At 55.1% G+C, this 12,975-nt stretch carries 14 protein-coding genes; all 14 read right to left on the bottom strand.

Annotation, left to right across the window (positions count from 1 at the left end; all coding sequences use genetic code 11):
- Window positions 1–72: 72 nt before the first annotated feature.
- A complete protein-coding gene (locus QTO31_RS10030) occupies window positions 73–762 on the bottom strand; it encodes a lysophospholipid acyltransferase family protein (RefSeq protein WP_031458786.1) in 690 nt (229 codons plus the stop codon).
- 254 nt (window positions 763–1,016) lie between these two features.
- Complete coding sequence (gcvPB, locus tag QTO31_RS10025) at window positions 1,017–2,492, bottom strand: aminomethyl-transferring glycine dehydrogenase subunit GcvPB (protein WP_301428967.1); 1,476 nt, start codon at window positions 2,490–2,492, stop codon at window positions 1,017–1,019.
- Window positions 2,485–3,471 carry a phosphotransferase family protein gene (locus QTO31_RS10020; RefSeq protein ID WP_301428966.1) on the bottom strand — a complete coding sequence of 329 codons (987 nt, stop codon included), beginning with the start codon at window positions 3,469–3,471 and terminating at the stop codon, window positions 2,485–2,487. Before QTO31_RS10020 ends, gcvPB begins: the two co-directional genes overlap by 8 nt.
- Before the next feature lie 26 nt (window positions 3,472–3,497).
- Complete coding sequence (gcvPA, locus tag QTO31_RS10015; protein WP_031458783.1) at window positions 3,498–4,835, bottom strand: aminomethyl-transferring glycine dehydrogenase subunit GcvPA; 1,338 nt, start codon at window positions 4,833–4,835, stop codon at window positions 3,498–3,500.
- A gap of 19 nt (window positions 4,836–4,854) precedes the next feature.
- Complete coding sequence (gene gcvH / locus QTO31_RS10010; protein ID WP_031458782.1) at window positions 4,855–5,244, bottom strand: glycine cleavage system protein GcvH; 390 nt, start codon at window positions 5,242–5,244, stop codon at window positions 4,855–4,857.
- An 11-nt stretch (window positions 5,245–5,255) separates the two neighbouring features.
- Window positions 5,256–6,359 carry a glycine cleavage system aminomethyltransferase GcvT gene (gene gcvT, locus QTO31_RS10005; protein WP_301428965.1) on the bottom strand — a complete coding sequence of 368 codons (1,104 nt, stop codon included), beginning with the start codon at window positions 6,357–6,359 and terminating at the stop codon, window positions 5,256–5,258.
- Window positions 6,360–6,374: 15 nt separating this feature from the next.
- Window positions 6,375–7,511, bottom strand: a complete 1,137-nt coding sequence (locus QTO31_RS10000; RefSeq protein ID WP_301428964.1) for a CpXC domain-containing protein — start codon at window positions 7,509–7,511, stop codon at window positions 6,375–6,377.
- A gap of 364 nt (window positions 7,512–7,875) precedes the next feature.
- A complete protein-coding gene (locus tag QTO31_RS09995; RefSeq protein ID WP_031458779.1) occupies window positions 7,876–8,184 on the bottom strand; it encodes an ArsR/SmtB family transcription factor in 309 nt (102 codons plus the stop codon).
- Between the two features lie 238 nt (window positions 8,185–8,422).
- Window positions 8,423–9,445: a Gfo/Idh/MocA family protein gene (locus QTO31_RS09990; protein WP_301428963.1), complete on the bottom strand. Its 1,023-nt coding sequence runs from the start codon at window positions 9,443–9,445 to the stop codon at window positions 8,423–8,425.
- 150 nt (window positions 9,446–9,595) lie between these two features.
- Window positions 9,596–10,750, bottom strand: a complete 1,155-nt coding sequence (gene moeB, locus QTO31_RS09985) for a molybdopterin-synthase adenylyltransferase MoeB (RefSeq protein ID WP_301428962.1) — start codon at window positions 10,748–10,750, stop codon at window positions 9,596–9,598.
- The gene (locus QTO31_RS09980; RefSeq protein WP_031461346.1) at window positions 10,747–11,031 is read right to left on the bottom strand and encodes a MoaD/ThiS family protein; all 285 of its coding nucleotides are present in this window, start codon (window positions 11,029–11,031) and stop codon (window positions 10,747–10,749) included. The genes moeB and QTO31_RS09980 overlap by 4 nt, the downstream gene beginning before the upstream one ends.
- A 23-nt stretch (window positions 11,032–11,054) precedes the next feature.
- The gene (locus QTO31_RS09975) at window positions 11,055–11,540 is read right to left on the bottom strand and encodes a M67 family metallopeptidase (protein ID WP_031461345.1); all 486 of its coding nucleotides are present in this window, start codon (window positions 11,538–11,540) and stop codon (window positions 11,055–11,057) included.
- A gap of 44 nt (window positions 11,541–11,584) precedes the next feature.
- On the bottom strand, window positions 11,585–12,514 hold the full coding sequence (locus tag QTO31_RS09970; RefSeq protein WP_031461344.1) for a PLP-dependent cysteine synthase family protein: 930 nt from the start codon (window positions 12,512–12,514) through the stop codon (window positions 11,585–11,587).
- A 34-nt stretch (window positions 12,515–12,548) separates the two neighbouring features.
- Window positions 12,549–12,941: an iron-sulfur cluster assembly scaffold protein gene (locus QTO31_RS09965; RefSeq protein ID WP_031461343.1), complete on the bottom strand. Its 393-nt coding sequence runs from the start codon at window positions 12,939–12,941 to the stop codon at window positions 12,549–12,551.
- Window positions 12,942–12,975: the final 34 nt, after the last annotated feature.

Genomic DNA, 12,975 nt, shown 5'->3' with positions numbered 1-12,975 from the left:
CATCTTTCTCCCTGAGAACTGATGACTATCGCGTCGCAGACTGCCCCCGATCTAGGAAGGTGAAAGAGTGGGCTATTCACCCTGATCGGGTGCGGCGCCGATGCTATGGGCTACGGTTACCCCACTTAACTGGATAATCGCTTCACGCACTTCATCAGCAGCAGTCTGCCAGGTTGCACGCAGCTTGGGATGCGCCTTCAGGTATAACGGTTCGCCAAACCGAACGGTTACGCGATAAGGACGAGGAATCACTTTTCCTTTCGGCATGACCCGATGAGTCCCTCCGACATAGGTCGGAATCACTGGTGTACCGGGAAATTCGGCAATGAGACGACCAATACCACTCCGAAATGGGCCAATTTCACCGGTTTTGCTGCGGGTACCTTCAGGAAACAGCAACAACGCATATCCTTCACGCAGAGCACGAGCCGCATGACGGAGTGGGTCTTGTCCACCACGGCGATCACGGGCTATGGGAATAGCGTTAAATAGGATACGTGAGAGAAACTGCATGATTCCACCCTGGAAGAAGTAATCTTGAGCGGCAGCGGCTACAAAGCGGGCACGTACTTCACGGGGTAGCACCGAATAAATAACCGCTGTGTCTGCATGGCTGGTATGATTGGCTGCGATGATGCATGCGCCTTCCAGGGGAACGTGCTCAATCCCTTCAACTCGTGGTCGCACGTATAGGCGCACAAACATTCTAAACAGCGTCGGCACAAAACGGGCCGCAATGTGGCGGCTGCGGTAGAGACTCATAGCCCCTTCCCTATACCTCTCGTACTCTCATCCTCTTCATCAGACGACGAGAAATGCCGGTACTAAATAAAATGCGCAGATATCACTAGATATTATACTACCCGCTATCATTCCTGGCGAGAGTATTGTTTCTGCAAATCGCAAGGGCATCTTATCCCAGGAAACGTTTGGTATTTCGTCGCTATCTTGTATCTTGCAAAATGGTAAGCCACTATGGGGCGGACTCCAGATCCGCCCCTGTTATACAGTCGCAATCATTCGCTTTGCAGGCGAGCAATCGCAGCAGCATCATACCGCAAAATCGGTTGACGAGCAGCACGTACTTCGTCGAGACGTCGCACTGGCGCTTTCGTGGGTGCGGCATGCAATACTTCGGGTGTCTCGACCGCTTCGCCGGCAATTTTACGCATTGTCGCGATAAAGCGATCGAGCGTCTGTTTACTCTCGGTCTCGGTTGGTTCGATCATCAACGCTTCTGGGACGATCAGCGGGAAGTAGATCGTCGGCGGATGGAATCCGTAATCGATCAACCGCTTGGCAATGTCGAGCGTTCGTACATCTTTAGGCGCACCGGCGATCTGGCCGCGCAGCACCACTTCGTGCATACAGATGCGATCAATCGCCTGTGGATAAATATCTTTGAGCATCACCCGTACATAGTTTGCATTGAGCACCGCAGTTTCACTGACTGCCCGCAAACCGGTGGCACCCATCGAACGGATATAAGCCCAGGCCCGTACCAACATGCCAAAGTTGCCGTGAAAGGCCTTCATCCGGCCAATGCTCTTTTCAGGGGTAAAGAACTCGTAGCGGCCATCATCCCGCTGCCGTACTCGCGGGCCGGGAAGGAAGGGGGCCAGTTCAGCAGTACAACCAACAGCGCCTGAACCAGGGCCGCCACCGCCGTGAGGAGTCGTGAAGGTTTTGTGCAGGTTATAGTGCATGAAGTCAAAACCTAGTTCGCCTGGCTTGGCGATGCCTAGAATCGCATTAAAGTTCGCACCATCGCCATACATCAACCCGCCAGCCTCGTGAACCAGACGGCAAATCTCGACAATATGCTCTTCAAACAGGCCGAGGGTATTGGGATTGGTAAGCATCATCCCGGCGGTACGCGGTGATAGTTTGGCTTTCAGATCGTCGAGATCGACGTTGCCACGTGCATCACTTTTCAGCTCAACAACCTTCAACCCAGCCATTGCCGCCGTGGCAGGGTTAGTACCGTGAGCCGAGTCAGGCACCAGGATTTCAGTACGCTGCGTATCGCCACGGTCGAGGTGGTAGGCACGAAAGACCAGAATACCGGTCAGCTCTCCCTGAGCACCAGCGGCTGGTTGTAGACTGACCGCAGCAAACCCACTGATCTCGGCAAGATAATTTTGCAATTCGTACATCAATTGCAGGGCACCCTGACTGAGTTCTTCATCTTGCAGCGGATGCGCGGCGGCGAAGCCAGGCAGCCGAGCCGCTTCTTCGTGCAGTTTGGGGTTGTATTTCATCGTGCACGAACCAAGCGGATAGAACCCAGTGTCAATCGCATAGTTGCGCTGGCTCATCCGGGTGAAATGGCGAATGACTTCTGGTTCAGTTAGTTCGGGAAAACCCGCCAGATCATCCTGGCGGAGCAGATGTTCAGGGATGGGAGCCAGTTCCACACCGACTGCTGGCAGATTGACGCCAATCTTTCCCGGCTGCGAATAGGTAAAGATTGGTGGTTCTTCGTTATTCATAGCTGTTTGCTCCATTCTCATCAGGCGTCGCTACGATTGGCGGCGACTGAACTGCATCAAGGCCGGTGGCAATGTGCAGGGCCAGTTCCACCGCATCACGCTCAAGCAAGATTATGATGCGGTACGGAAGGATGGCAAACTCGCGTACCTGATCATAGCGACGATCCGTTGTGTCGTTGTACGTAGTGCCATAGCCGACCCGCAGACCAAAATAGTCGGGATCGGCAAAATTGATCTGAAGTGTTGCGTGATCCCATCCTGGTCGCCAGGTCTGGGCGAAACCCCAACCAACCACCCCCACTAATCGCCAGTCTCGTTCACGTCGACGGACAATGAGGCGGCGCGGATGCAGATCTCCGTGGACAAGGCATGCCGGTCGGGCAGTTGTGGTGAGCCACTCGGCGAGACGGCGCATCAGCCAATCGCGCTGTTCGGTTGTCATCAGGTTCTGGTCAACTGCTGCGCTGGCCGCCAATGCAACCCGTTGCTGAAGATAGGTGATGTCGGCGCCAGGAACAGGTGATTGGGTCGTCGGGGTAGGGAGAGCATCGGGCTGTAATGGACCGTAGTATGGCGCCTGGTAGCTGTGAACCCGCGCCATGACCATTGCCAGCGCCTGACCGATGGCAAAGCGCGATTCCTCGTCGATGGCAGTGATTATCTCTGATAGGGGAGTGCCGGACAGGTAGCTTAAGGCTAATGCTGGTGGATCATCGCCAACTGCCGGGGTTTCCCCTAAAACCGAAGGCAGTGGTAGATCGATCTCAGCCTGTAACGTGCGCAGGGCGAGGGCTTCGGTCTGGAGCGCTTCACCGGCCCAGCGATCGACGCCAGCCGGCAATCGCAGCACAAACTGACGGTCACTTGCCGTAACCAGCAGGCTGCGCGTACCAAGCGGCGCAACGTCACGTATCCGCGTTCCCGGTAGGGCGCGGGAAACGATCCGTTCGATTTGGAGCAATGAAACGTCTTCGATCATACCCCTAACCATAGGCCGGCAGACCGTCAAGCGGCTGCGGCCAGTGCTGCGACGAAGCGATCTATCTCCACCGGTGTATTCATTTCGGTCACTGCTACTAGCATCGCGTTCCCCAGTTGTGGTTCATCGTTGCTCAAATCATAGCCACCGATGATACCCTGTTCACGCAATGCAGCGTTGATCTCGGCTACCGGACGAGGGCATTGCACTACAAATTCGCGGAAGAACGGCTGATCGGTAAGCACACGGTAATCAGGCAGATCGGCAATGCGGCGTGCTGCGTAATGAGCACGGTGATACGTGATCTCGGCCACCTTGCGCATACCGCGTTTCCCCATGAGCGACATATACACCGCTGAGGCCAGCGCCATCAAGCCCTGATTCGTGCAGATATTGCTGGTCGCCCGCTCGCGGCGAATATCTTGCTCACGTGCTCGCAGGGTGAGCACATAAGCCATTCGGCCATCGACATCCTTCGTGACGCCTACAATCCGACCCGCGATCTTGTGTACATATTTCTGGCGCGTGGTAAAGATACCGAGATACGGCCCGCCAAATGCCAATCCCAACCCTAGCGGCTGTCCCTCGCCGGTAGCAATATCGGCGCCAGCTTCGGCAGGGGTTTGGAACAATCCCAATGCGATGGGATCAAAATGCACGGCTAGCAGTGCTCCTCGCGCCTGTACCTGCGCTCCCAGGCCACGTAAGTCGTGCAATCTTCCCAAGAAATCGGGGTTCTGTACGATCAGTAGTGCCGTCTGCTCATCGACCTGCGCAACAGCGTCGGCGATGGTCGCGTTAGGGTTCTCATCACCGACAATCGTCACATCCAGACCTTGCAGGTAGGTGCGTAGCACGGCGCGATACTGGGGATGGACACCACGGGCAACCACAATCTTACGTCGGTTTCGTACCACGTTGAGGGCCATGATGGCCGACTCAGCCAGCGCTGTTGCGCCATCATAGTGCGAAGCGTTGGCGATTTCCATCCCGGTCAGGGCACAGATCAAACTCTGATACTCAAAGATCGCCTGCAATGTCCCCTGACTGATCTCTGGTTGGTATGGTGTGTAGGCTGTGTAATACTCGCCACGGCGCAGAATCTGGTCGACGGCGGCTGGTACAAAGTGGTTGTATGCGCCAGCGCCAAGGAAGATGCTGTAGCGACGGGTATGGGCATTTGTTTCACTCAGCCGGTTGAGTTCAGCCATCAGTTCGGGTTCTGATAATGGTGGCGGTAACTCAAGCGGTGGAAAGCGATAATCAGCCGGTACATCGGTAAAGAGGTCTTCTATCTTCTCAACACCGATTGCCCGCAACATCTCTTGACGATCAGCATCAGTGATCGGAATATAGTGAGTCATACGACATTCCATCTAGTTTCTAATGTTCGATTTCAGCAACAAATGCTGCATACTCTTCAGCATCAAGCAATTCTACACTCTCACCACTCGGACGCACGCGCAACATCCAGCCCGCACCATACGGATCGCTGTTGATCGGTGCTTGATCGCTCTCCAGGGCAGTATTCACTGCCACGACCTCACCACTGACCGGTGCATACAAATCGGAACTCGCCTTCACCGACTCAACAATACCGAAGCTCTCGCCGGCAGTGATAGTCGAGCCAACGGCTGGCAATTCGATGTACACCACGTCACCGAGTGCGTGTTGGGCGTAATCAGTAATCCCAATCACAACCTCTTCCCCCTCTTGCCGAACCCACTCATGAGTTTTTGCATACCGTAAATCGGCTGGAGTTTTGTAAGCCATGGTGAACTCCTCTAGCGCTTGTAGCGCGGCTTATAGAAAGGCATCTTGACGACACGTGCCCGTACTGGACGTTCACGGACGATAATATCAAATTCGCTTCCTTCACTGCTGAGATCAGTTGGAACGTATGCTATACCCAGGGGACGCCCCAATGTCGGCGAGGGCATACCGCTAGTAACAAAACCAACCGGCTCACCGTTTAGCCGTTGTACCTGGTAACCGGCGCGGGCGATCCCTTTCCCAACCATCTCAAACCCGACCAGACGTCGGCTTACGCCCGTCTGCTTGATAGCCTGCAACGCCTCGCGACCGATAAAATCACCTTTGTCAAGTTTGACCACCCAGCCCAGGCGTGCTTCATACGGGTTCGTCGTCTCGTCGATCTCGTGTCCATAGAGGGCAAGACAGGCTTCAAAGCGTAGACTATCACGCGCACCGAGACCACAAGCCTGTACAGCGTTTCCGCCGAGGGCCAATAGGCCATACCAGAAACGTTCAGCGTGGGTGGCTTCAAAAAAGATTTCAAAACCATCTTCACCAGTATAACCGGTACGGGCGATCAAAGCATTCTGCCCGAAGATCGTCGTCATTGCTACTCCGTGAAACGGCAGCGAGCCAATATCGGCGGTTGTTGAGTCCTCTGCTCCTGCCAACAGATGTTCAGCCTGTGGTCCCTGGAGCGCCAGCATCGCCCATCGGTCGGAACGATCTTCAATTTCCACCTCAAACCCGGTCGTATGTTGCTGGAGCCAGTCCCAGTCTTTGGTGCGATTAGCAGCATTGACCACGACCATAAACTCGTCGGGCAAGTGATAGAGAAAGACATCATCGATGATACCACCATCAGGGCGACAAAGCAGACCATAACTTGCCTGGCCAAGTGGAATTGCGTGTACATCGCAGGTAACCATTCGCTGCAAGAAGTGTTCGGCTTGTGGCCCACGTACCATAAACCGGCCCATATGACTGATGTCGAACAATCCGGCCTGGTTACGAACGGCGTGGTGTTCTTCGATGATGCCACGGTATTGTACCGGCATCTCCCAACCACCAAATTCGACCATGCGCGCACCCATAGCTATGTGCGCGTTGTAGAGCGGAGTTCGTTTCAACATACCTGTTCCCGTCGATTATGAACGGTCTTCTTCCAATCCGGTGCGCACACGGCGCAGTAGTTCACGGCAAGCTATCGCGTGGCGGGCCAACTCTTCATCGCCACCGGCTTTTGCTTCCGCTGCAAATTCCCAAAGGGCATGTTCAGCAGTTTCACTCAGCAGGACGGGGTAATCATCCAGGACTTGGGCAATCGTCTCTTCATCTTCAGCGACCAGCAGAGCTTCAATTGCTGCTTCCAGGTCAGTTTCAGATTCTGAAGCAGGAGTGTTGCGCAGCGCCGCCAGCATTGCTCGGCGTGTTTCCAACATCTGGGCGAGCCGTTCGGCATCAGCAGCCAGTGCCGCTTCAATCTCCTCTGCCAGCAACTGATCAACTTCGGGGCGCAGCAGAAGCGGATGGCGAGCAACCACCTGTTCGAGTTCGGTATCGCTGTGGGCATTCAGCAACTCTTGCAGCGCGGCTGGCGGAATCGTCGTTAATCGCTCGGCTACCTCGTAATGACTCATCCGCGCCAGGATGTCACGAGCCTGGCGTAAGCTCTGGGCAATGACTCGTTCACCCTGAGCAACCGCTACCTCGGCCAACTGGTTCAGCGTTGCTAATGCCGCCGGATCGAGCAATTCGGGGTGCTGTGCCAGCACTTGTTCGAGTTCGGTATCGGAATCGGCAGCCAGCAGGGCCTCTATTGCTGTCATCAGTGGTGAACGCTCCCCCGGTGGCAGCGGAGGTGGTGCTGAGGGCGGTTGCGGCGACCGGCGGGCGTCAAGACGGCGCAGCAGCAGCGCCAAACCACTCATATCTTGGGCAATATCGACATCGGCCAGATAGGGGCGTCGCTGTTCGGGTTCTATCGAACCAACCAGCAGGGCATGTAGATCGCGAGCCTGTTCGCGAATCTCGTAATCGCTTGAACCCGGAGCAGGTGCAAACATCACCCGTCGGGCCTGCGCATCGTGGTACAGCAGCGGTGCTCCAGCAGGACCTTGCTTGCCACAGTGGGGGCATGCAACGAGATTCAGTTCTTCCCGCCGCAGAGCAGCGGCAGCTTCTGGCTCTTCAGCAGCATCAATAATCAGCCAGACCTCGGCTTCAAAATCAGCACCACAGTGCGGACACGTCAATTGGGCCTGCTCGCGGTACGAGATGGGCATAGTGCTTTACACCTTTGCCGATCAGTTATTCCTTACCACTGTATTGTACCATCAGTCACGCTGTGGTATTGCGTGGAGAGGTGTAGCAGGAGCTAAAGATGGTCGAATACACCGTTGAAAGCGTTGTAGTCTTAACTCGCCTGTTGGGTCAACCTGTAAAGGACACGACGGCCCGTGTCAGTCGCTGATTACCACAATGGGGGCTACAGTGACGCTGCGTTCTATCCAGGTCGCGACCAGCGGGTCTCGTGCGCGCAACCTCATGGGTTAGCGAGCGGAATGCGGTAAACAGATTGGAGCGGTGCGGTACGCAGACGCCATGATACTTGCTTTCTCGCGCCAGAAGTGGTATGCAGAACACTGATCACAACTGCTCTAAATATGCTCGTAACCAGACCAGACTATCAGGATTGACATAATGGCAGACCGCCGCCCCATCATCATACGTCTCTATCAACCCGGCGTCACGTAAGACGCGCAGATGTTGCGAGATGGTTGATTGGGCATGGGGGCCATCATCGGGCATGTGAAGCAGAATCTGGTTGCCGATACAACCGGGGTGTCGGAGGATGTAGCGGAGAATCTGAATACGCGCAGGATGGCTAAGCGCCTTACAGAGCAACGCTAAGCGACGGTCATCTGGTTCAAGAGCACGTTGTTGTGCCATGGCCATCGTCGGCCTCCTTTCCGCGTGTGTTTTACTGTACGACGAAAAACGGGGTGCTGTCAAGAGGTATCTAGCGGTTTCACCTCCAATCTACCCAGCTCGTGGTGAGGGGCTTTGCGAGTGATAGTGTGCTGATGCGCCAACCGATGGGTTCCTGTCAGGCACTACGCGACAAGAGCTAGCGGTCAGCGCATCCAGGAAAGGGGGGTATTGATACCGGTGCTGGCGGTTTATACTCTTGCCGCTAACTCCACTGCTGTGCGATTGCGTCAATCACGCGCTGAATTGCCAGCCCGTCACGAAACGTTGCTGCCGGTGCAACAGCGTCACATTCTCCGGCTAACGCAGCGCGGAGCGCATGCCCAAGATAGACGGTTCCCTGTGGAAATTCACCGCTTAGCGTTGGTGGGATATCAATCGTGTGCGGCGGAGTCAGGTCTTCAAAAGAGTCGTTCTTCCCAATCGTGAGTCGACCGTTGCCAAAACGTAATGTCCCATCGCTCCCGTATAAAGTTACCGTCAGCGGTTCGTTGATCCGCACGACAACGGTCGCCGTAAGTGTAGCGACAGTACCGCGGGCAAACCGTAATGTCGCAGTTGTGTAGTCGTCGCTTGTGACGGCTCGCAAGGCGCCGGTTGTGTCTGGACGCTGGGTGATAAACGTTTGCACCAGACCCTGTGCGCTCACTACTTCATCGTTCAACATATAACGTAATAGATCGATCTGATGTGAACCAATCGCACCGAGCACGCCACCACCGGCAGAACGATCGCTCCACCAATCCCACAAGCGCTGCGGATCAGCGCGGCTGCTGGCAAAGAAGCGTACCTCTGCCGCCCGTACCTCACCGATGTCACCAGCAGCAACTCGTGCGCGTGCAGCCTGGATAGCCGGTAAAAAGCGTAGCTCGTGATCAATTAGGGCCAACTGTTCCCGATGTTGTTGTGCTGCATTCAGCATCGATTCCGCCTCTGCCGCATGAAGTGCGGTTGGTTTTTCACACAAGACATGCTTTCCGGCTGCGAGCGCCGCTTCAGCCATTTCGCGATGCAGGTACGGTGGTGTAACAATACTAACCAGTCGGACGTCATCACGTTGCAGAAGTTCGCGCCAGTTGGCTGTTGCAAATGGAACTGACAGCTCTTGGGCAATTCGTCTCGTTTTTTCAAGCTGACTACCGGCTAATGCTGTGATCGTCAGCCCAGCAGCGCGAAATGCCGGTACCTGTACTCGTGCTCCCCAGCCGGTACCGATAATGCCAATCATCACGTCCTCCGCTACAAATGGATTACCACAGAGGTTTGGGAAAGAATCTCTGCGTGCTCGGTGTGCTCCGCAGTGTGTTTTTATTTACCACCGAGAGCACAGAGGTTTGGGGAAGAATCTCTGCGTGCTCTGTGGTCTCGGTGGTGCATGTTAATATTTCGGCACCGACGGATCAACCTCATCAGCCCAGCGCAGGATACCACCGACAAGATTTTTCACCTTGCGAAACCCGACTGATTTGAGCAATTCTACTGCGCGCCCGCTGCGTGCCCCACTACGGCAATAGACGACCATTTCACGTGATGGGTCAAGCTCGTTGATCCGTTCGGGCAACTGATCAATCGGGATCAGCTTATCGGTGCCGGGAATCGAGGCAATCGCCACCTCATACGGGTTGCGTACATCGAGCAAGAAAGGCCGGTCTGGTCGTTCAAGCCATTCTGCCAGTTCGCGGGGTGTGATTTCAAACTGGTTCGACAATGTTTGCTCCTCTGGCACAATACCACAAAACTGTTCGTAATCGATGAGCGCAGTGATCGTCGGATGATCGCCGCAGACCGGGCAAGACGGGTTGCGACGCAATTTCAACTCACGGAAGCGCATGCTTAGCGCATCGTAGAGTAGCAGGCGTCCGATCAACGGCTCACCGATACCTATCAGTAATTTTATCACTTCTGTGGCCTGAATAGTGCCAATCACCCCGGGAAGAACACCCAAAACGCCACCTTCGGCGCAGCTCGGCACCAGCCCCGGTGGTGGAGGTTCAGGGTAGAGGCAGCGGTAGCACGGTCCGCCATCACGAGTTGAAAAGACGGTTGCCTGCCCTTCAAAGCGGAAAATGCTGCCGTATACGTTTGGTTTCCCGAGCAAGACACAGGCATCGTTGGTGAGATAGCGGGTTGGAAAATTGTCGGTGCCGTCAACGATCACGTCGTATGGGCGCATCAGATCAAGCGCATTTTGTGAGGTTATTCTTGTTTCATAAGTGGTGATTTCAATGTACGGGTTGAGGTCTTGCAGCCGTCGTTTGGCTGACTCGGTTTTCGCTACCCCCATCGTACTCGTGCCATGGACAATCTGACGCTGGAGATTAGAGGCATCCACAACATCGAAATCAACCAGGCCAATATGCCCGACACCGGCTGCGGCCAGGTAGAGGGCCAGCGGTGAACCGAGACCACCGGTACCGATTAACAGCACACTCCCCTGTTTGAGCCGTCGTTGTCCGGCCATCCCTACTTCGGGCATAATTAAGTGACGTGAATAGCGGGCGATCTCTTCATTTGAGAGCGTTACCTCACTCATCGCCGCCCTCCTCCAGCAATTGCCGGAATAATGCTGACGGTATCACCATCTCGCAGGGGAGTTGCTTCACCATCGAGATAGCGAATATCCTCATCACCAACGTAAAGATTTACAAAACTGCGTAGCCGTCCCTGTTCATCGAGCAAATGGCGGCCCAACGCCGGATACAGCTCGACCAGGCCACGAATAAGTCCACCCACATCGTTCGCCTCAAGGCTGACACTGGCGTTACCGCCAGTGTATTGGCGTAATGCTGTTGGAATAGTGATTGTCACTGCCATAGCTGATGCTCCTTGCCAACATCTTACTTACCGGCGGCAACAGTCAAAACGTGTACCTCTTCAGGAATGAATTGCATTCCTTCGCTTACTAACAACCACGAACGCAGCTCAGCGGCTGTACCTGCCTGAACCGACTGGATCACAAATGAGAACCCAGAACCCCCAATAGCCTGAGCACCAATCCGATCGCGTTCAGAGGGGATTGCCGCCGCATCAGGATGGGAGTGGTAGCAACCGATAATTTCGTACCCACCAGAGCGGGCTTCACGATCAACTCGTAGATAGTCACGTGGATCGAGGTAAAAACGGTCGCGTCGGGAATGGGGATCATCCGTCGCGGCTAGTTGTACCTGACCGTGCCAGCGATTCTCAAGCGTGACGACGTATAATGCAGTTTTCTGGTCGCCGTGGAGTGTTCCCACCAGCAGACCGACACATTCATCAGGGTAAGTCGACTCTGCGTGCGCAGCAATAGAAGCTGCTACTTTAGCCGGAATGATAAGGGTCATAGGTACCTGTCTCTATATCCCGAGTGCTATCTGATACGTCGCGCCTAGATACCGGCACCTTCAGCAAAGCCTGGCTCTTCCCAGAAACGTTCACTGAGATACCGGTTAGCGCTATCACAGAGAATAGTGACAATAACACCATGCTCAATCTGGCGGGCGACCTGCACTGCGGCCACCACATTAGCTGCTGCTGAAATGCCAACGAGCAGGCCTGCCCGTCGTGCCAGCCGCCGTGCCATCGCAAAGGCTTCTTCACTTCGCACCTCGATCATCGCATCGGCCTGTTCGGGGCGATAGATCGCCGGCACAAAGCGGGTTGAAGCCATATGCTTCACTCCTTCCAATGCATGGTATGGACTATCAGGCTGAACGGCAATCAAGCGAATCGCCCGATTGTACTCGCGTAATCGCTGCCCGGTGCCCATAAAAGTGCCACTGGTTCCTAGAGCGGCAACGAAGTGTGTCACCCGTCCCCCGGTCTGCTGCCAGATTTCAGGACCGGTGGTCTCGTAATGCGCACGGGGATTAGCCGGATTGCTGTACTGATCAGGGTAGAAGTAACGGTCGGGATGTTCAGCAACCAGAGCGCGGATGGTGGCGATAGCTGCATCCATACCCTCAGCCGGATCGGTCAGGATTAGCTCAGCACCGAGCGCACGCAGAATCCGGCGGCGCTCAGGGCTAGCATTTGCTGGCATTGCCAGCGTTACCCCATACCCAAGCGCTGCGCCAATAGTGGCATAAGCGATACCGGTGTTGCCACTGGTAGCATCAGCAATCCGCACCCCTGGCCGTAGGAGACCGCGCCGCTCACCATCGCGAATCATCCAGAGTGCAGGACGGTCTTTTACCGAGCCACCAAGGTTGTACCATTCCGCTTTGCCGTACAGCTCGATACCGGCCGGTAGATCGAGCACAGGATGGAGTGGGAGTAACGGTGTATGACCGATCAGATCGAGGATGTGCGTTGTCATGTGATATTGCCTTGTAAGCCTGTATCAGGCAGATTTACGATTGCCGATCAACCAGTCGTGCGGCTGCCTTGAGCGTTCTGAAAATCAGTGTAGCGCACTGTGGTCGGGCTCGAAAAATTTCCTGACCGACAATATTCAACGCTGAGACTTCATCGAGTGCCAGCAGATCGGTGATAGTCGCTCCTTGTAACCGTTCAATCAGGATCGACGCCGTCCCAATGCTGACACTACACCCCTGCCCGGTAAATTGCAGATTGGTCAACCGACCATCTGGTGCAACCTGGAGATATACGGTGATCGTATCACCACAATCGGGTACACCACCGCTATACGTTACCGCATCGGCCAATTCACCATAATGGCGAGGCTGGCGGTAATGGTCGAGCAATCGCTCGATGGCATCCTGGTGTGAAATTGGCTCAGACACAGATCGTCGTTCCTTCATACGGGGCGATGCGATC

Source organism: Chloroflexus sp. MS-CIW-1, from assembly GCF_030444705.1.
GTDB lineage: Bacteria > Chloroflexota > Chloroflexia > Chloroflexales > Chloroflexaceae > Chloroflexus.
The sequence above is the reverse complement of the archived record's forward strand: the minus strand, read 5'-3'. Positions and strand labels throughout refer to the sequence as shown.

Bases quoted from the DNA above. Each gene is read 5' to 3' on its own strand.
- QTO31_RS10030 (WP_031458786.1), bottom strand. From the start codon at position 762: ATGAGTCTCTACCGCAGCCGCCACATTGCGGCCCGTTTTGTGCCGACG.
- gcvPB (WP_301428967.1), bottom strand. From the start codon at position 2,492: ATGAATAACGAAGAACCACCAATCTTTACCTATTCGCAGCCGGGAAAG.
- QTO31_RS10020 (WP_301428966.1), bottom strand. From the start codon at position 3,471: ATGATCGAAGACGTTTCATTGCTCCAAATCGAACGGATCGTTTCCCGC.
- gcvPA (WP_031458783.1), bottom strand. From the start codon at position 4,835: ATGACTCACTATATTCCGATCACTGATGCTGATCGTCAAGAGATGTTG.
- gcvH (WP_031458782.1), bottom strand. From the start codon at position 5,244: ATGGCTTACAAAACTCCAGCCGATTTACGGTATGCAAAAACTCATGAG.
- gcvT (WP_301428965.1), bottom strand. From the start codon at position 6,359: ATGTTGAAACGAACTCCGCTCTACAACGCGCACATAGCTATGGGTGCG.
- QTO31_RS10000 (WP_301428964.1), bottom strand. From the start codon at position 7,511: ATGCCCATCTCGTACCGCGAGCAGGCCCAATTGACGTGTCCGCACTGT.
- QTO31_RS09995 (WP_031458779.1), bottom strand. From the start codon at position 8,184: ATGGCCATGGCACAACAACGTGCTCTTGAACCAGATGACCGTCGCTTA.
- QTO31_RS09990 (WP_301428963.1), bottom strand. From the start codon at position 9,445: ATGATTGGCATTATCGGTACCGGCTGGGGAGCACGAGTACAGGTACCG.
- moeB (WP_301428962.1), bottom strand. From the start codon at position 10,750: ATGAGTGAGGTAACGCTCTCAAATGAAGAGATCGCCCGCTATTCACGT.
- QTO31_RS09980 (WP_031461346.1), bottom strand. From the start codon at position 11,031: ATGGCAGTGACAATCACTATTCCAACAGCATTACGCCAATACACTGGC.
- QTO31_RS09975 (WP_031461345.1), bottom strand. From the start codon at position 11,540: ATGACCCTTATCATTCCGGCTAAAGTAGCAGCTTCTATTGCTGCGCAC.
- QTO31_RS09970 (WP_031461344.1), bottom strand. From the start codon at position 12,514: ATGACAACGCACATCCTCGATCTGATCGGTCATACACCGTTACTCCCA.